The 17,666-nt window shown below is 67.8% G+C and carries 13 protein-coding genes; 8 read left to right on the top strand and 5 right to left on the bottom strand.

What is annotated here, in order from left to right; genetic code table 11:
* Positions 1 to 3: 3 nt before the first annotated feature.
* Positions 4 to 741: an FCD domain-containing protein gene (locus EV667_RS07380; RefSeq protein ID WP_131834603.1), complete on the bottom strand. Its 738-nt coding sequence runs from the start codon at positions 739 to 741 to the stop codon at positions 4 to 6.
* Positions 742 to 1,036: 295 nt separating this feature from the next.
* On the opposite strand from EV667_RS07380, the gene EV667_RS07375 reads away from it, so the two are divergent.
* Positions 1,037 to 2,107 (top strand): tartrate dehydrogenase, encoded by a 1,071-nt coding sequence (locus tag EV667_RS07375; protein WP_131834602.1) that lies wholly within the window; start codon positions 1,037 to 1,039, stop codon positions 2,105 to 2,107.
* A 32-nt stretch (positions 2,108 to 2,139) separates the two neighbouring features.
* Entirely contained in the window at positions 2,140 to 3,567 is a 1,428-nt protein-coding gene (locus EV667_RS07370; protein WP_131834601.1) for an MmgE/PrpD family protein, read from the top strand.
* A 63-nt stretch (positions 3,568 to 3,630) separates the two neighbouring features.
* On the opposite strand, the gene yghU is transcribed toward EV667_RS07370, so the two are convergent.
* Entirely contained in the window at positions 3,631 to 4,503 is an 873-nt protein-coding gene (yghU, locus tag EV667_RS07365; protein ID WP_131834600.1) for a glutathione-dependent disulfide-bond oxidoreductase, read from the bottom strand.
* 278 nt (positions 4,504 to 4,781) lie between these two features.
* Between yghU and EV667_RS07360 the strand changes: the two genes are divergently transcribed.
* Positions 4,782 to 6,545, top strand: a complete 1,764-nt coding sequence (locus EV667_RS07360; RefSeq protein ID WP_131834599.1) for a chloride channel protein — start codon at positions 4,782 to 4,784, stop codon at positions 6,543 to 6,545.
* Positions 6,546 to 6,548: 3 nt separating this feature from the next.
* On the opposite strand, the gene EV667_RS07355 is transcribed toward EV667_RS07360, so the two are convergent.
* A complete protein-coding gene (locus EV667_RS07355) occupies positions 6,549 to 7,964 on the bottom strand; it encodes a helix-turn-helix domain-containing protein (protein WP_131834598.1) in 1,416 nt (471 codons plus the stop codon).
* A gap of 143 nt (positions 7,965 to 8,107) precedes the next feature.
* Between EV667_RS07355 and EV667_RS07350 the strand changes: the two genes are divergently transcribed.
* The 3 genes from EV667_RS07350 (at position 8,108) to EV667_RS07340 (ending at position 12,240) form a co-directional block, all read left to right on the top strand.
* A complete protein-coding gene (locus EV667_RS07350) occupies positions 8,108 to 8,359 on the top strand; it encodes a hypothetical protein (protein ID WP_131834597.1) in 252 nt (83 codons plus the stop codon).
* Positions 8,360 to 8,523: 164 nt separating this feature from the next.
* A complete protein-coding gene (aceA, locus tag EV667_RS07345; protein WP_131834596.1) occupies positions 8,524 to 9,819 on the top strand; it encodes an isocitrate lyase in 1,296 nt (431 codons plus the stop codon).
* Between the two features lie 234 nt (positions 9,820 to 10,053).
* The gene (locus EV667_RS07340; RefSeq protein ID WP_131834595.1) at positions 10,054 to 12,240 is read left to right on the top strand and encodes a malate synthase G; all 2,187 of its coding nucleotides are present in this window, start codon (positions 10,054 to 10,056) and stop codon (positions 12,238 to 12,240) included.
* Between the two features lie 75 nt (positions 12,241 to 12,315).
* Here the strand turns inward: EV667_RS07340 and EV667_RS07335 are convergent, their stop codons facing one another.
* Positions 12,316 to 12,669: a hypothetical protein gene (locus EV667_RS07335; RefSeq protein ID WP_131834594.1), complete on the bottom strand. Its 354-nt coding sequence runs from the start codon at positions 12,667 to 12,669 to the stop codon at positions 12,316 to 12,318.
* Positions 12,670 to 12,756: 87 nt separating this feature from the next.
* A complete protein-coding gene (locus EV667_RS07330) occupies positions 12,757 to 13,368 on the bottom strand; it encodes a nitroreductase family protein (protein WP_131834593.1) in 612 nt (203 codons plus the stop codon).
* Between the two features lie 194 nt (positions 13,369 to 13,562).
* Between EV667_RS07330 and EV667_RS07325 the strand changes: the two genes are divergently transcribed.
* The gene (locus EV667_RS07325) at positions 13,563 to 13,883 is read left to right on the top strand and encodes a GNAT family N-acetyltransferase (RefSeq protein ID WP_131834592.1); all 321 of its coding nucleotides are present in this window, start codon (positions 13,563 to 13,565) and stop codon (positions 13,881 to 13,883) included.
* Positions 13,884 to 14,062: 179 nt separating this feature from the next.
* Positions 14,063 to 16,864 carry a DNA translocase FtsK gene (locus tag EV667_RS07320; RefSeq protein WP_131834591.1) on the top strand — a complete coding sequence of 934 codons (2,802 nt, stop codon included), beginning with the start codon at positions 14,063 to 14,065 and terminating at the stop codon, positions 16,862 to 16,864.
* Positions 16,865 to 17,666: the final 802 nt, after the last annotated feature.

The following is a 17,666-nucleotide window of genomic DNA, read 5'->3' as shown; positions in this document are numbered from 1 at the left end:
GAACTACCTGTCCTTGGAACGTGAATGTCGGGGGTCGAGCGGCCCGGGGCGCGCCTCGGTGGCGTTCTCATCCTCAAGCGTGCGCAGAAAGCGCGCCTTGCCAGCGAGGATGTGCCGCTCCAGCAGGCGGGCGGCGCCGGTGCCGTCGCTCTGGCGCAGCGCGTCGAGGATCGCCTTGTGCTCGTCATTGGAGGTTCGCATCGAGCCGGGCAGCACCAGGCCGCGCCGGCGGAACAGATGCAGTTCCGCCTCCAGCAGCGGGTACAGTTCGATCAGCTTGTCATTGTCGGAGGCGACGACGACCTGCCGGTGAAACTCGTTGTTGAGCGTGTAGAAGGCGGCGATGTCGGGCGCCTCGATGGCCGCGTCCATTTCGCCGATCAGCTCTTCCAGCCCGCGCAGCTGCACCGTGGTGATGATGGCGGCCGCCAATCGGCCGGCGGTGCCGAAAAGACCGGCGCGGATATCGTAGAGGTCGAGCGCCTCCTTGGTGGAGACCTCGCGCACGAAGAAGCCCCGGTTCAGCTCGCTGCGGAGCAGGCCGATCTGCTCCAGCGCCCGGCAGGCCTCGCGCACCGGGCCACGGCTGATGCCGAGCCGCAGCGCCAGCGTGCTTTCATTGATGCGGGTGCCGCCGGTGAGCTCTCCGGTGCCGATCATGCGCTCGATCTCACGCTGGATCAGCGGCACGAACGAGGCGGTGCGCGGGGTGCGGACGGGATTTGCGACGCGGCGGAGCATGGAGCCATTCCGCGCACAAAATCGCCGATTGTCAACAATGATGGGCCGAATGCCCAAAAACCCCCGTCATCCGGCTCGGATCGCGATGCCCCACGGGAAATCCGCTTCCCGGCGCGGAACTATGGGGAACACGTTGCGATTGGCTGTGTCTCGACCACTTTCCGGCTCTCGCCGCGACAGCGAAGCGCCGGCGATCAGTGACCCATTCCGCAAAAAGTGTTGACAGTTGGCGAGGCGTTGAACACTGTCCTTCCGCATGCGTTGCGGTGCCGCCGCCCGATATCGAGGAGTTTCCATGACGACCTATTCCATAGCGGTCATTCCCGGCGACGGGATCGGCAACGAGGTGGTGCCGGAGGCGCAGCGCGTTCTGCAGGCGGCCAGCCGCATCGGCGGCTTCTCGTTCGACTGGACCCATTATGACTGGAGCTGCGAGCGCTTCGCCAAGACCGGGGCGATGATGCCGGCGGACGGCCTCGACCAGATCCGCGACAAGGACGCCATCTTTCTCGGCGCCGTCGGCTTTCCCGGCGTGCCGGACCATGTCTCGCTCTGGGGCCTGCTGATCCCGATCCGCCGCAGCTTCCATCAATATGTGAATCTGCGCCCGGTGAAGCTGCTGGCCGGCGTCGAGAGCCCGCTCAAGGGCCGCGAGGCCGGCTCCATCGACTTCTATGTCGTGCGCGAAAACAATGAGGGCGAGTACTCCTCCATCGGCGGCCGGCTCTATGACGGGCTGGAGGACGAGCTGGTGATGCAGCAGTCGATCTTCACCCGCCGTGGCTGCGACCGGGTGATGCGCTACGCCTTCGAGCTGGCCAAGGGCCGCAAGCAACATGTCACCTCGGCCACCAAGTCCAACGGCATCAGCCACACCATGCCGTATTGGGACGAGCGCTTCGCGGCGATCTCCAAGGAATATCCGGGCTTTACCACCGACCAGTACCATATCGACATCCTGACCGCGCATTTCGTGCGCAACCCGGACTGGTTCGACGTGGTGGTCGCCTCCAACCTGTTCGGCGACATCCTGTCCGATCTCGGCCCCGCCGTGGTGGGCTCCATCGGCATCGCGCCGGGCGGCAACATCAATCCGGAGAAGGACTATCCCTCCATGTTCGAGCCGGTGCACGGCTCGGCGCCGGATATTGCCGGCAAGGGCATCGCCAACCCCATCGGCCAGATCTGGTCGGGGGCGATGATGCTGCGCCATCTCGGCGAGGAGGCCACCGCCCACGCCATCGAGCAGGCGATCGAGGACGTGCTGGCCCGTCGCGACAGCCTGACCCGCGATCTCGGCGGCACCGCCGGCACGCGCGAACTCACCGACGCCATCATCGGCGCCCTGCCCTCCTCGGCGGTCTGACCCCGTCCAACGAGACAGAAGGAAACGTCCCCATGACGCTGCACCAGACCAACCCCGCGCAGGCCCAACCGGTTGTCGACGGCCTCACCCAGGAAGTGGCCGAATTCGTCGTCGGCACCACCTATGCCGACCTGCCCGCCGAGGTGATCGAACTCGGCAAGAAGTCGATCCTCGACGGCATCGGGCTCGCGCTCTCCGGCTCGGTGGCCAAGAGCGGCGAGCATATCCAGACCTATCTGGCCGGACTCGGCATCAAGGAAGGGCCGGCCACCGTGATCGGCACGTCGCTGAAGGTGCCGACGCGCTTCGCCGCCTTCGCCAATGGCGTCGGCATCCACGCCGACGATTATGACGACACCCAGCTCGCCGTCGCCAAGGACCGGGTCTACGGCCTGCTCACCCACCCGACCGCGCCCGCCCTGCCGGCGGCGCTCGCCGTTGCCGAAGCCGATGGCCGCTCCGGGCCGGACATGATGCTGGCCTATCACCTCGGCGTCGAGGTGGAGTGCAAGATCGCCGAGGCGATCAACCCTCGCCACTACCAGCACGGCTTCCACGCCACCGCCACCTGCGGCACCTATGCGGCGGCGGCCGCCGCCGGCAAGCTGAAGGGGCTGGACGCCGAGCAGATGGTGCGCGCCTTCGGCTGCGCCGGCAGCCAGTCGGCCGGGCTGCGGGAGAATTTCGGCACCATGATGAAGCCCTTCCACGCCGGCCGGTCCTCGGAGAGTGGCGTGGTGGCGGCGGACTTCGCGGCTCTGGGATGGACCACCACCGACAAGATCCTAGAAGCGCCGCGCGGCTTCTTCCAGGCGGCGGGCGGCGGCTTCGACCCCGGCGCCATCGTCGGCAAGCTCGGCCAGCCCTGGACCTTCGCCTCGCCGGGCGTCTCCATCAAGCCGCACCCGTCGGGCTCGCTCACCCATCCCGGCATGACCAAGATGCTGGAACTCATCCGCACCCACGGCATCAAGGCAGAGGATGTCGAGCGGGTGGATGTCGGCACCAACCAGAACATGCCGAACGCGCTGATCCACCACCGGCCCAAGAACGAGCTTCAGGCCAAGTTCTCGATGGAATTCTGCATGGCCATCCTGCTGCTCGACGGGCGCGGCAGCCTGCCGGAATTCACCGACGAAACGGTGGAGCGGGACGACGTGAAGGCGATGATCGAGCGGGTGAACTTCCATGTCCACCCGGAGGCGGAAGCCGCCGGCTACGACAAGATGACCACCATCATCGACATCCACATGAAGGACGGGCGCACTATCTCCGGTCGCTCCGACTTCGGCAAGGGCAGCCCGGCCAACCCGATGAGCTATGACGAGGCCGCCGACAAGTTCCGTGGCTGCGCCGAATTCGCGCGCTGGGACAAGGCCAAGACCGAGTCCATCATCGAGACGGTGCGCCGGTTGGAACAGCTGGGCGACATCCGCGAACTCACGCGCCTGTGCGCCTGACGTCACCCCGTCGCGAGGAAGGGCGCCCCCTGCCCCGGGGCGCCCTTTTTCATGCCCGCGCCGTCAGCCCTCCAGCTTGTCCTGGGTGCGCGTGTCGAAATCGCTGGCGTCGTGGCGCTCGCGCAGCTGCTCGGAGAGTTCGCCGGGCATGCGGTTGACCATGCGCCCGCGTTTCACCGCCGGCCGGGCGAACAGCGCGTCAGCCCAGCGCAGCACATTCGTATATTCATGGGCGGAGAGGAATTCGCCGGCATCGCCATAGGTCCAACCCTTTACCACCGCGCCATACCAGGGCAGCACCGCGATGTCGGCGATGGTGTAGTCGTCGCCGGCGAGATAGGCGCTCTCCTTGAGCCGCCGGTCCAGCACGTCGAGCTGGCGCTTCACCTCCATGGCGAAACGGTCGATGGCGTATTCGATCTTGAACGGCGCATAGGCGTAGAAATGACCGAAGCCGCCGCCGAGATAAGGCGCGCTGCCCATCTGCCAGAACAGCCAGGACAGGCATTCGGCGCGCTTGGCGGGGTCGGTCGGCAGGAAGGCGCCGAATTTTTCCGCGAGATGAAGCAGGATGGCGCCGGATTCGAACACCCGGATCGGCGTCGGGCCCGAGCGGTCCATCAGCGCCGGGATCTTCGAGTTGGGGTTCACCTCGACAAAGCCGGAGCCGAACTGCTCGCCCTCGCCGATCTTGATCAGCCAGGCGTCGTACTCCGCGCCTTCGTGGCCGGCGGCGAGCAGTTCCTCCAGCAGGATCGTAACCTTCTGCCCGTTCGGCGTGCCCAGCGAATAGAGCTGGAGCGGGTGCTTTCCGATGGGCAGCTCCTTGTCATGCGTCGGGCCCGCCGTTGGACGGTTGATATTGGCGAAGGTACCGCCATTGCCCTTGTTCCAGACCCAGACCTTGGGCGACGTGTAGTCGGACGTTTCGGACATCAGGAAAACTCCCATGCGTGGGGCGGCCCACCGCAAGGGCGCCGCCGAATCCGTGTGGCTTCGCCGCGACTTTAGCCCGGCCACCGACCCGGTCATCCCCGGCCGCATCACATCGTGGCGACGCGACGTTGGGTAAGCCGGCCTGAGGACGGTTGCGCGCGGCCCTGTCCTTGCCTAGTGGTCCGACCGCGACATTCGGATCCCTGATGTCGCGACCCGGTCGACCCGCAAAACATTGATCGGGTGGGCCGACGGGACAGGGCGAGAGCGAGCGGCACGTGACCCCCGAGAGCACCACGGACGAGCGGCATCTGGCACAAGGACTGCGCCGTCTGGTGCGCACGAGCGAGCTTGGCATCGTCGTGCTTGCCGCCCTTGTCGGCGTTGTCGCTGGACTGGTCGTCATCGCCATGAACGCGGCGCTGCAGGGCTTGCACGAACTCGTCTTCCGCATTCCGGCCGCTGGCCACCTCTCGATCACCGAGGGCATCGCCCCGCTGCTGGTGTTGCTCGCGCCGGCGCTTGGCGGCCTCGCCTTCGGGCTCTGCGTGCGGGCCTTCCTGCGCACCCGCGCCACCCCTCCGGTCGACCCTATCGAGGCCAATGCGCTCCAGGGCGGGCGGATGTCGCTGGGCGACAGCCTCATCGTGGCGCTGCAGACGCTGTTCTCCAGCGGGGTCGGCGCCTCGGTGGGGCTGGAGGCCGGCTACACCCAGGCGGCGGCGGGCTTCGCCTCCTGGTTCGGCCGGGTCTTCCATGTGCGACGGGCAGACCTGCGGCTGCTGGTCGGCTGCGGCGCCGGCGCGGCCATCGGCGCCGCCTTCGACGCGCCTCTGATGGGCGCCTTCTATGGCTTCGAGCTGGTGCTCGGCACCTATGCCATTCCCGCCTTCGTGCCGATGATGACGGCGACCTTCACCGCCGCCCTGACCCAGCAGCTCCTGGCACCCCAGCACCACCCGGCCCTTCCGCCGATCGACGCGCCGAGCCTCGCCGACCTGCCCTCGGTGCTGCTGCTCGGATTCTTCTGCGCGCTGGTCGGCATCGCCGTGATGCGCGGCGCGACGCTGGTGGAAGCCGGCTTCCGCCGCTCCGCCTTGCCCGCCTGGCTGCGTCCAGCGGTGGGCGGGCTGATCGTCGGTGCCCTCGCCCTGTGGAATCCGGCGGTGCTCTCGGCCGGGCATGGTGCGGTCTATCACTTCCTCGCCGCCGACACCGGGCTCGCGCTGGCGGCGCTGCTGCTGGTGGCGAAGGTGACGGCCTCCTCCCTCTCCATCGGCGCCGGGTTTCGCGGCGGCCTGTTCTTCGCCTCGCTGCTGATGGGGGTGATGGCCGGGCGCGTCTTTGCGGGCGGGATGGGGCTGCTGCTGCCGGACCTCGTGCCGGGGCACGCCTTCTATGCCCTCATCGGTATGAGCGCTTTGGCTGTGGCCGTGGTCGGGGGGCCGATGACCATGACGCTGCTGGCGCTGGAGATGACCGGCAACCTGCAACTGACCCTCGCCGTGCTCGCGGCGGCAGGCACCGCCTCGCTGGCGACGCGGCGGCTGTTCGGCTTCTCCTTCGCCACCTGGCGATTCCACCTGCGCGGCGAGAACATTCGCGGCGCGCACGACATCGGCTGGCTGCGCGAGCTGACCGTCGCGACGCTGATGCGCCAGGAAGTGGCCCGCATCGACATCGAAACGCCGCTCAATGAGGCCCGCCGGCGCTTTCCGCCCGGCTCCACCCTCTCGCTGGTCGCCACCGAGAACGGCCGCTACGCCGGCATGATCCCTCCCGCCGCGCTCTACGACGCCACGCGGGACGATCAACCGGAGACACTGCGCGCCCTGCTGCGCCATGCGGATGCGAGCTTGCTTCCCACGCAGACCATCCGCGAGGCGCTCGACCTGTTCGAGCGGGCGGAGGCCGATGCGCTCGCCGTCACCCTGCCGGGTGGGGAGGTCGTCGGCATTCTCAGCGAGGCGCACGCGGTCAAGCGCTACAGCGACGAGATGGGGCGGCGGCTCAGCGAGGTGACAGGTGAGAAGGTGGACTGACCCTCACAGTCCCCGCCGCGCCGGGGCGTAGAAGCTCTCCGACATGTCGATCTCGTTCAGGGTGAAGCGATGATCGGTCAGGGGCTGGGCGCGCTGCTCGCAGTCGAGCCGCGGGCAGATGCGGCAGCCGACGCCGATGGGCACGGTCTGCGAGGGATCGGACAGGTTCATGCCGTCGGAATAGACCATCTGGTGGGCATGGCTGATGTGGCAGCCGAGCCCGATGGAGAGGTGCCGGCGCGGCGCATTGTGCCGGTGGCCGCCCTTGGTGATCGACTTGGCGATGCAGAAATAGCGCTGGCCTTCCGGCATCTGGCTGAGCTGCACATTGATGCGCTCGGGGTGGAAGAAGGCGGCATAGACATTCCAGCGCGGGCAGGCGCCGGAGTGGCGGGAAATATGGATTCCCGACAGCGAGAACCGCTTGGAGATATTGCCGGCGATGTCGGTGCGCACCAGATGCAGCGGGATGCCGGACCGCCCCGGCCGCTGCAGCGTGGTCATGCGGTGGCACACCTGCTCGAAGCTGGTGCGGAAGCGCCGCTGGACGCGCTCGATGTCGTAGCGCGTCTCCTGGCAGGCGACGAAGAACGGCTCATAGGGCATGACCAGCGCCGAGGCGAAATAGCTCGCCAGCGCGTTGCGGGTGACGATGGGTGCGTCCGCCGGCAGGTTGCCCGCGTCGATCAGCTCGTCGATCTGGCGCGAGGCGGCGAGCAGGCCCAGCTGGTGGGCGACCACGAACAGCGCCGATTCCGGCGGCAGCACCTCGGCGGTGATGAGTTCGTGTGCGCCCGCATCGTAGCGGCGGGCGATGCCGGCGGGCAGCGAGGCGGAGCGCCAGTTGAGCCCGAAGACATTGGCGAGGTAGCTCTTCAGCCCGTACTCGAACGAATCCGAGGCGACGTCGATGTCGCGGCGGATGCGCTCGGCCTCGGCTTCCAGTGTGGGGAAGTGATTGGCGTTCTCCTGGATGAAATCGGAGACCGCGTCGGTCGAGGGGTGATACCCGGCGTCCGTATCGAGCGTGCCGGCGCCGGTGCGGTGCGCCTCGCGCAGCGTCTTGAACTGGTCGTAGAGCCGCACCACGGCGCGCCCCACCGCCGGATTCGAGGTGGCGAGGTCGCGTATGTCGGTGTTGGTCAGCGCGTTCTCGGCGAACAGCTCGTCGCTGAACAGTTCCATCATGTCGCCGACGAGACGGGATTCGTCGTTCTCGACCAACTCGCCCGGCTCGATGCCGAAATAGCCGGCGAGCTTCATCAGCAACGGCACGGTGATGCGCCGGCGGTTGTGCTCGATCAGGTTGAGATAGCTCGCGGAAATGCCGAGCGCGCTCGCGAGGTCTGCCTGCGAGATACGTTTGCCCCGGCGCAGCCTCTGTACCCGGCTGCCGATGCGCGGTTCGGTGGCGAGCATGGCCCGGCCCTTTGCTGGCTTTACAAAAACGGCCTGTAAACTTTACAAGCCTTATCAGCTTAACACACTCAAATCATTATCTTTCTTGCCTTCTTACGTCGAGTGTTAAATCTTTACACCAGACGCCGCAGGGAGGAATTGACATGACCCCGACCATCAGCAGCCAAGCCGCACCCGGCGAAGACGAATTCGTCACCATCATCGGTGGCGACGCCGAGGAAATCGGCCAGGTCTTCCGCGACCAGGGGCTGGCCGCCAAGGACTTCACCATCGTCCACCGCATCGGCCGCCACCGCATCGCGCTGGCGCCGGGCCAGCAGGACATGAGCGCCCTCGTCGGCGCCCTGCTCGGCGGGCGGCTGGTGGCGGCGACCTATTCGCGGCGGCCCCGCTAGGCGCATGGCGGCAAGACCCCGCTTCAGAACGCCGAGCTTCAGGCCGCCAGACTTCAGCCCGTCCTGCTTCCAGGACGCGCGACGTGGCTCGGCCGGCGCGGGAGCCGCTCCCTCCTCGGCCCCCGCGTCTCTCTCCCTTCCCGATAGTGCTGCAGGAAACGACCATGCTGGACCAGCTTCGCCCCACGCCCGACAGCTTCCCCGCCCCCAACTGGGCGCCGGAGCGCTGGCGGCACATCCACCGCAGCTACGCCCCCGCTGAGGTTTCGCGCCTCGCCGGCTCGCTGCGCATCGAGCACACGCTGGCCGCCAACGGCGCCCGCCGGCTGTGGGAACTGCTGCAAACGCAGGATTTCGTGCCCACCATGGGAACCTATACCGGCATCCAGGCGGTGCAGCAGGTGAAGGCCGGGCTGGAGGCGATCTACCTCTCCGGCTGGCAGGTGGCGGCCGACGGCAATTCGTCCGGCGACATGTATCCCGACCAGAGCCTCTACCCCGTCGACAGCGTGCCCGCCGTGGTCCGGCGCATCAACAAGGCGTTGATGCGTGCCGACCAGATCCAGACCATGGAGCGCGCGGACGGCGTCGCCGGCCCCGAACACGACTATTTCGTGCCGATCATCGCCGATGCCGAGGCCGGCTTTGGCGGCCAGCTCAACGCCTATGAGCTGACCAAGGCGCTGATCGAGGCGGGCGCGGCGGCGGTGCATTTCGAGGACCAGCTCGCCTCGGAGAAGAAGTGCGGCCATCTCGGCGGCAAGGTGCTGGTGCCCACGCGCCAGTTCGTGCGCACGCTGAACGCCGCCCGCCTCGCCGCCGACGTGCTCGGCGTGCCGACCGTCATCATGGCCCGCACGGACGCGGAATCGGCCCGGCTCATCACCTCCGACATCGACGAACTGGACCGGCCCTTCATCACCGGCGAGCGCACGCAGGAAGGTTTCTACCGCTACAATGGGGGCTTCGAGGCCGGCATCGCCCGCGCCATCGCCTATGCCCCCTATGCCGACCTGCTGTGGTGCGAAACCTCGACCCCGAGCCTCGACGATGCGCGCCGCTTCGCCGAAGGCGTGCACCGTGTGCATCCGGGCAAGATGCTCGCCTATAATTGCTCGCCCTCGTTCAACTGGGCCAAGCACATGGACAAGGCCCAGATGAAGACCTTCCAGGCCGAGCTGGGGGCCATGGGCTACAAGTACCAATTCATCACGCTGGCCGGCTTCCACAACCAGTGCTTCACCACTTTCGAGCTGGCGCGGCGCTACCGGGAGGACGGCATGGCCGCCTATTCCGAGCTGCAGCAGCGCGAATTCGCGGCGGAAGCGCAGGGCTTCACCGCCACGCGCCACCAGCGCGAGGTCGGCACCAGCTATTTCGACGCTATCGCCACCGTGCTTAGCGAAGGAACCAGCGCCACCACGGCGATGCAGGATTCGACCGAGACCGCCCAGTTCTGACGCGCAGAGGGACGCCGCATCCCGGGGGGCTCGTTACCCCCGGGATGACATTTTCGCGATTTGGTGCACCGCAAACCCCTCGCCAGGCGTTGAATTGCAAAGGGTGCGCGTGCCGATCCGCAAAGTTCGACTATATGCGATGTTGCGCCGCACCCGCACTTTTGTCTATTGGAAAGCACAGCTGTGCCGGTCGCTCGCGGCGACCGGCTTTCCGCTCGCGTGAAGGGACCCGTTATGAGCCATACCGACGTCGCCGGCCTGAAGGTCGATTCAGCCCTTGTCGACTTCATCGACAATGAAGCCATTCCCGGCACCGGGGTGGACAAGGCCGCCTTCTGGGACAGCTTCGCCGGCATCGTGCGCGACTTCGCCCCGCGCAATGCGGAACTGCTGGCCCGCCGCGACGAATTGCAGGCGCAGATCGATGCCTGGCACCGCACCCACCGCAACAAGCCCATCGACCCCGTTGCCTATGAGGTCTTCCTCGCCGAGATCGGCTATCTGCTGCCCGAGCCGGAGGCGTTCGAGGTCGTCACCGACAGGGTGGATGACGAACTGGCCCGCATTCCCGGCCCGCAGCTCGTGGTGCCCGTCACCAATGCCCGCTATGCGCTGAACGCCGCCAATGCCCGCTGGGGCAGCCTCTATGATGCGCTCTACGGCACCGATGCGCTGCCCGAGGACGGCGGCGCGTCGCGCTCCAACGGCTTCAACGCGGTGCGCGCCCAGCGCGTGATCGAGCGCGCCCGCGCCTTCCTTGACGAGAGCGTGCCGCTGGCCGCCGCCAGCCATGCCGATGTCGTCGCCTACCGCGTGACGGAAGGCACGCTCGCAGCGGAACTGCGCTCCGGCAGCGTCACCGGGCTGAAGGACCCCGCCCAGTTCGCCGGCTTCGGCGGCTCGGCGCAGGCGCCCTCCTCGGTGCTGCTGCTCCATCACGGCCTGCATATCGACATCGTCATCGACCGTGACCACCGCATCGGCAAGACCGACGCCGCCGGCATCGCCGACATCGTCATCGAGGCGGCCGTCACCACCATCGTCGACTGCGAGGACAGCGTCGCGGCGGTGGATGCGCAGGACAAGGTGCTGGTCTATCGCAACTGGCTCGGCCTGATGGCCGGCACGCTCAGCGCCAGCTTCGCCAAGGGCCGCGAGACGGTGGAGCGCAGCCTCGCCGCCGATCGCCGCTACACCTCGGCCGCCGGCGGCGAACTCACCCTGCACGGGCGCAGCCTGATGCTGGTGCGCAATGTCGGCCAGCACATGCTGACCGATGCCGTGCTCGACGAAGAGGGCCGGGAGATCCCCGAGGCCATTCTCGACGCCGCCGTCACCGCGCTGATCGCGCTGCACGACCTCAAGGGCAAGGGCGAACTGCGCAACAGCCGCGCCGGCTCGGTCTACATCGTCAAGCCGAAGATGCACGGCCCGGAGGAGGTTGCCTTCGCGGTGGACCTGTTCGCCCGAGTCGAGCAGGCGCTGGAGCTCGACCTCAACACGCTGAAGATCGGCATCATGGACGAGGAGCGCCGCACCAGCGCCAACCTCTCCGCCTCGATCCGCGCCGCCCGCGAGCGCGTGGTGTTCATCAATACCGGCTTCCTCGACCGCACCGGCGACGAGATCCACACCTCGATGGAGGCGGGTCCGATGGTGCGCAAGAACGAGATGAAGGCCCAGGCCTGGATCAAGGCCTATGAGGACAACAATGTCGACGCGGGCCTCGCCGCCCATCTCGACGGCCATGGCCAGATCGGCAAGGGCATGTGGGCGATGCCCGACCGCATGGCCGACATGATCGCGCAGAAGGTCGCCCACCCGCTGGCCGGCGCCAACACCGCCTGGGTGCCCTCGCCCACCGCCGCGACGCTGCATGCGCTGCACTACCACACCGTGGACGTGTTCAAGCGCCAGGCGGAACTGCGCCACCGCAAGCGCGCCGCGCGCCGCGACCTGCTGACCATCCCCGTCGTCGACCGCGGCAACTGGAACCCAGCCGATGTGCAGGAGGAACTGGACAACAACATCCAGGGCATTCTCGGCTATGTCGTGCGCTGGGTCGACCAGGGGGTCGGCTGCTCCAAGGTGCCGGACATTCACGATGTCGGGCTGATGGAAGACCGCGCGACGCTGCGCATCTCCTCGCAGCACGTCGCCAACTGGCTGCTGCACGGCGTGGTGACGCTGGCGCAGGTGGAAGAGACGCTGCGCCGCATGGCGGCGGTGGTCGACGGCCAGAACGCGGGCGATCCCGCCTATGTGCCGATGGCGCCCGACTTTGACGGCTTCGCCTTCCGCGCCGCCCGCGACCTCGTGCTGGAGGGCCGCGCGCAGCCGAACGGCTACACCGAATTCGTGCTCACCCGCCGCCGCCGCGAAGCCAAGCAGGCCCAGGCGGAAGCGCAGGCCGCCGCCTGATTCATCGTTCGAGGAAACGCCAAAAACGCCAAGAAGAGAGGCCGTCCCGGTTCGCCGGGGCGGCCTTTTTCATGGCTAAGGTGCTGGGTCCCCAAGGCGCGGCATTCGAAGCTGGGCCAAGAATTCGACAGAGAAAGGCTCGCCGGGCCGATGTGAAAAATGCAGAATGTCGGTCGCACCCTTGAAGAATCGATAGGTTTCAAACCTCTCGTCGAACACCTCGATCTCGAAATTATCCCAGAACAGGCTGAAGGTGCTCCAGTAGCCCTTGTCGAATCCATCCGGCGGAATGAAGCGCTCTCGGAGATAGTGGATCAGCTCGCGGCCGTTATCGATGGTGTCCTGCTCAAACGGTTCTGGCGCCTGCGCGACGATACAATCAAGGCGAGAGATGACGTCGTCCCATGACGCGCAGGCCCCTTCCGCCATCACGGCTCCCCTCAGTCTCTGCTTGCACTACGGCCCGACCCATAGGCTGGCCAAGCGCAGCGGGTCATGCAGGCTGACTATGCCCGCTCACCCCGGCGGCGACCAGTGGGTGGTGAGCGCGGCGACGTCCGGGCGGGGCCGGTCGGCGGGGGCGTCCGTGGCCGTGCCGATATGGAGAATGCCGGCGACGCGCTCGCCCTCGCTCACGCCAAGGATCGCCAGCGCCGCCTTGTGCGTGGCTGCCCAGCCCGTCACCCATATCGCATCGAACCCCATCGCCGCCGCGCCGGTCAGAAGGTTCATGCACACCGCGCCGGCGGAAAGCTCCTGCTCAAAGGCGGGAATGGTGGCGCCCACCACCGGCCGGCTGACCACCACCAGCGCCAGCGGGGCGGGAAACAGCCGCCCCATGATGGCGGCAAACTTTTCCCGCTTTTCCGGCACCATCTCAGGGTTGGCGGCGCGATAGGCCTCCGACAGCCGGGCGCCGATCTCGCTCCGCGCCGCGCCCTCGATGACGATGAACCGCCACGGCGCCAGCATGGCGTGATCGGGCACGCGGGCGGCGATGGCGAGCAGGCGGCGGGCCTGGTCCGCGTCCGGCCCGGGCGCGGCAAGACCGGCCGCGGCGACCGAGCGGCGGGCCTCCAGCAGCGCCAGCGTCTCGGGGGCGGGCGGACGGCGAGTGGGCGGGGTCATGAGCGGTCTCTTCCCTACGGGTTGAGCTGCGCTATATCGGACCCAGCCGATAAATTCACCCCGCGCGACCAAACGGGGGCGACGCTGCGCCCGTTTTGGTCGACAATATCCCAAGGCGCCCGCCCTTCACGCCAAACCGATGTCACGAATCCCAGCTCACGAATCCGAACCGGGCGCCCCCAAGGAGAAAAACCATGAGCATGAACGGCGAAGTCCAGGTGCGGGACAACCGCGCCGCCGACCGCTTCGAGATCGAGCAGGACGGCCAGACCGCCATTGCGCAGTACATTCTGGCGCATGACCACATCATCTTCACCCACACCGAAGTGCCGCCGGAACTGGGCGGGCGCGGTCTCGCCACCAAGCTGGTCGAGGCCGGCCTTGCCAGCGCCCGCCAGCGCGGGCTGGCCGTGGTGCCACGCTGCTCGGTGTTCGGCCGCTACATGATGAAGCACCCCGAGACGCATGACCTGATGCCGGCAGAAATCCGTGCCACGCTCGGCCTTCCCGCCTGATACATCCGCTTCCGCCACCGGAGAGACGCGCCGCTCTGCGCAACTCGATGCGGGAAATCCCGCCGCTTCATACCGTTCGTTAACGCTGTGCGCCTAACCATATGGCACGGCCGCGACGGCGCCTTCCGCGCTCGGCTCGGCAGGCTCAACGGCAGTAGCGGCAAAGGTTCCAGCGTCCCATGCGTAATCCGGCGCGTCCCTCCGATCCGAATGCGGACAAGGCTTCCGAGTCGAAGGCGACTGCCCAGACTCATGTATTCTCCCGCGCCAACCCGCAGGTGACGCACGCGCCACCGGCGCCCAAGGCGCCGAAGGCGGCGCCCCCCGCCCCCCGGCCGCCCGCTGTCGCGCCACAGCACGAGGCCGTGCCGAGCTGGCTGCAGCCCTTCACCATGCCGCCCAATACGCGCTTCACGCGCACCCCGGACTATCTGATGCGCCAGCCGGCGCCGGTGCCGGAAACGCCCGTCACCGCAACGGCCATCCCGGTGCCGCCGCGTCCCTCGCAGACGCCGGTGCTGCGCGTGCCGCCACGCAAGCCGCCGCTCGGCGCGGTGCCGAAGGCGCTGATCGCCGCCCATGCCCGCCGCGCGCTTTCCGCCCAGCCCGAGGTCGCGGCGCCCGCTGCCGCGTCACTGGCTCCCGCCCATGCGGCGCCGGCCGTCACAACGCCTGCCATCGTCACCACGCCGGTCCTGCAGCCTCTCGCCTCCCTGATCCAGTTCGGCCACGACACGCCGCCGGCCATTCCCGCCGCGCGGGCGCTCGCGCCGGGCGCGACTTGGGTGCCGGAGCAGCCCTTCACCGCCGCCAACGACGTGGCCGACATTTACGACCTCATCCCGCTGGAAGAAGGCGCCTATGAGGACGAGTTCCCGGAGGAGGAGCGCCTTCTCGCCGCGCGCTATGGCGCGGTGCGGGACACGGCGGCGGCACCCGCTGGCGAGACGGCAGGGCCGGAAGCGCAGCAGCAGGCGCACGAATTCGCATCGGAACGGATTGCCGCTGAACCCGCCGTCTCCGCACAGGCACAGCAGCACTTCGACGAGCAGGACTTCGACGAGCAGGAGTTGGCCGAGGACGAGTTCGCGGACGATGAGTTCGCCGACGACGAAGACGACGTTTACGAGGACGAGACCGACGCGGTTGTCGAGGAGTTCTGGGTGGAAGACAGTGCCGCGCCCAGCGTCGCCGCCCCGTTCGAGGACATCGCCCCCCCGGCTGAGGTGCCGACCGCCGTGCTGGGCGGCTTCTCCGGCTACAGCGTGGCGCCGGCGGAACTGTCCTTCTCCTGGCCGATGTTCGGCATGGTCGCCGTCTCCGCCGCTCCCCCGGCAGCCGCCCCGCCGGCCGCTCCGGAGCCTGCGCCAGTGCCCGCCGCCGTGGCGCCGGTTGCCGTGCCCGTGCTCGCCCCGTCTCCCCGCGCCACCCGACCGGCCCCGCGCCCGGCGACCGAGGCGAGCGACGACTACGAACTGCCGCCGCTGGACCTGCTCACCGAGCCCCCGGCCAACGAGCCCGATTACGAGCTTTCCGAGGAATTCCTCGACCGCAATTCGGTGAAGCTGCAGCAGGTGCTGCACGATTTCGGCGTGCGCGGCGAGATCATCGACGCCAATCCCGGCCCGGTGGTGACGCTGTACGAACTGGAGCCGGCCCCCGGCATCAAGTCCAGCCGCGTCATCGGCCTTTCCGCCGACATCGCCCGCTCGATGAGCGCCATTTCCGCCCGCGTCGCCGTGGTGGAAGGGCGCAACGTCATCGGCATCGAACTGCCCAACCAGCGCCGCGAGACGGTGTGGCTGCGCGAGATGCTGGCCAGCCACGAATTCGAGGCCGCCCGCGCCAAGCTCGGCATCGGGCTCGGCAAGACCATTGGCGGCGAGCCTGTGATCGTCGACCTCGCCCGCATGCCGCATCTGCTGGTCGCCGGCACCACCGGCTCGGGCAAGTCGGTCGCCATCAACACGATGATCCTGTCGCTGCTCTATCGGCACCGCCCGGACCAGTGCCGCCTGATCATGATCGACCCGAAGATGCTGGAGCTCTCGGTCTATGAGGGCATTCCGCACCTGCTGACGCCCGTCGTCACCGACCCGAAGAAGGCCATCGTCGCCCTGAAATGGGCAGTGCGGGAGATGGAAGACCGCTACAAGAAGATGAGCCGCCTCGGCGTGCGCAATATTGATGGCTTCAACGCCCGGGTGGTGGAGGCGACCGCCAAGGGCGAAATCATCACCCGCACGGTGCAGAAGGGTTTCGACAAGGAGACCGGCGACCTGATCGAGGAGGAGGAGATCATGGATCTCGCCCCCCTCCCCTTCATCGTCATCGTCGTCGATGAGATGGCCGACCTGATGATGGTCGCCGGCAAGGAAATCGAGGGCGCCATCCAGCGCCTGGCGCAGATGGCCCGCGCCGCCGGCATCCACCTCATCATGGCGACCCAGCGCCCGAGCGTCGATGTCATCACCGGCACCATCAAGGCGAACTTCCCGACCCGAATTTCCTTCCAGGTGACGTCCAAGATCGACAGCCGCACCATTCTCGGCGAGATGGGCGCGGAGCAGCTGCTGGGCCAGGGCGACATGCTCTACATGGCCGGCGGCGGGCGGATTTCGCGCGTCCACGGTCCTTTCGTGTCCGACCAGGAAGTGGAGCGCGTCGTCGAGCACCTCAAAAGCCAGGCGCGGCCGGAATATCTCGAAGAGGTCACGGCCGAGGAAGAGGAAGAGCCGGTCGCCGAGGACAGCGCCGTGTTCGACAAGTCCGCCATGGGTGGCGAGGATTGCGGCGATCTCTACGACCAGGCGGTGGCCCTCGTGCTGCGCGACAAGAAGGCGTCCACCTCCTATATCCAGCGCCGGCTGCAGATCGGCTACAACCGCGCCGCCTCGCTGATGGAGCGGATGGAGAACGAGGGCATCGTCGGCCCGGCCAACCATGCCGGCAAGCGCGACATCCTGCGCGAGGCCCGCTGACCCTAGCCAAACCGTCCCGCCGCGCCGCGCCGGGACGCCCGCGCCGCCGGCACCGCCCCCCCTCCCCGCCTGGCGCCACCGCTCGACCTGCGGCCGCTGAGCGCCGGCGAGACGGTTCTGCGGCTCGTCGCCAACGCCATGAATGGCGTCAGCAACCCGAAGCGGTACTCGGGTCTTGCGTCGCGCGGATCTGTTGCGTGCGGGGCGACCGGTTGCACGTGGCAGCGCCCGCTTGAGGAGTGTGGATGGGGAGTATGCTCCCTCTCATCTTCGACGATGAATGCGTCGCCTGCTCGGCGCTGGCGCAGCTTATCGGCGCGCGGGCGCCGGGAGAGCGTCTATTCGCCAAGGGCGCAGATTCTGCTGCGCCGTCATTTTCCCGCGGGATGGGCGATCCGCCCCTCTCTGATTGTCCGCGAAGGCGCCGAGGAAAAGGCGCTCACCGGCGCCGCGCTTCTGTTCCGGGTGGCGCGTCTGCTCGGCCCGGCCGGTATCGTAAAGGCGGCCAGGCGCTGCTGCGCCGCGCGCGTCGGGACAAGGCGCGCGGCGGCTGCTGCCGGCCGCGCGGCCGGGCCTCGCTTTCGAGCGGATCGTGCAGTGGTACAATATGAAGGGCGCCTGCCAGACTGCAAGCTACTGGACGTATTGCGAGACCGGCACCCTGGTGCTGGAGCAGGTGCACAGTCCTTCACCGTTGCCCGACGTCGAGGGTGGGGCGGGTGAGGAGATCAGCCTTCGCACGGGGTGTACCGCCCGCCTCTATGCCTACAGGGGTGCGGACGAGGGGCCACGCCACATTCAC

The organism is Ancylobacter aquaticus (genome assembly GCF_004339465.1).
Lineage (GTDB): Bacteria > Pseudomonadota > Alphaproteobacteria > Rhizobiales > Xanthobacteraceae > Ancylobacter > Ancylobacter aquaticus.
This window is presented reverse-complemented; position numbering and strand designations above follow the sequence as displayed.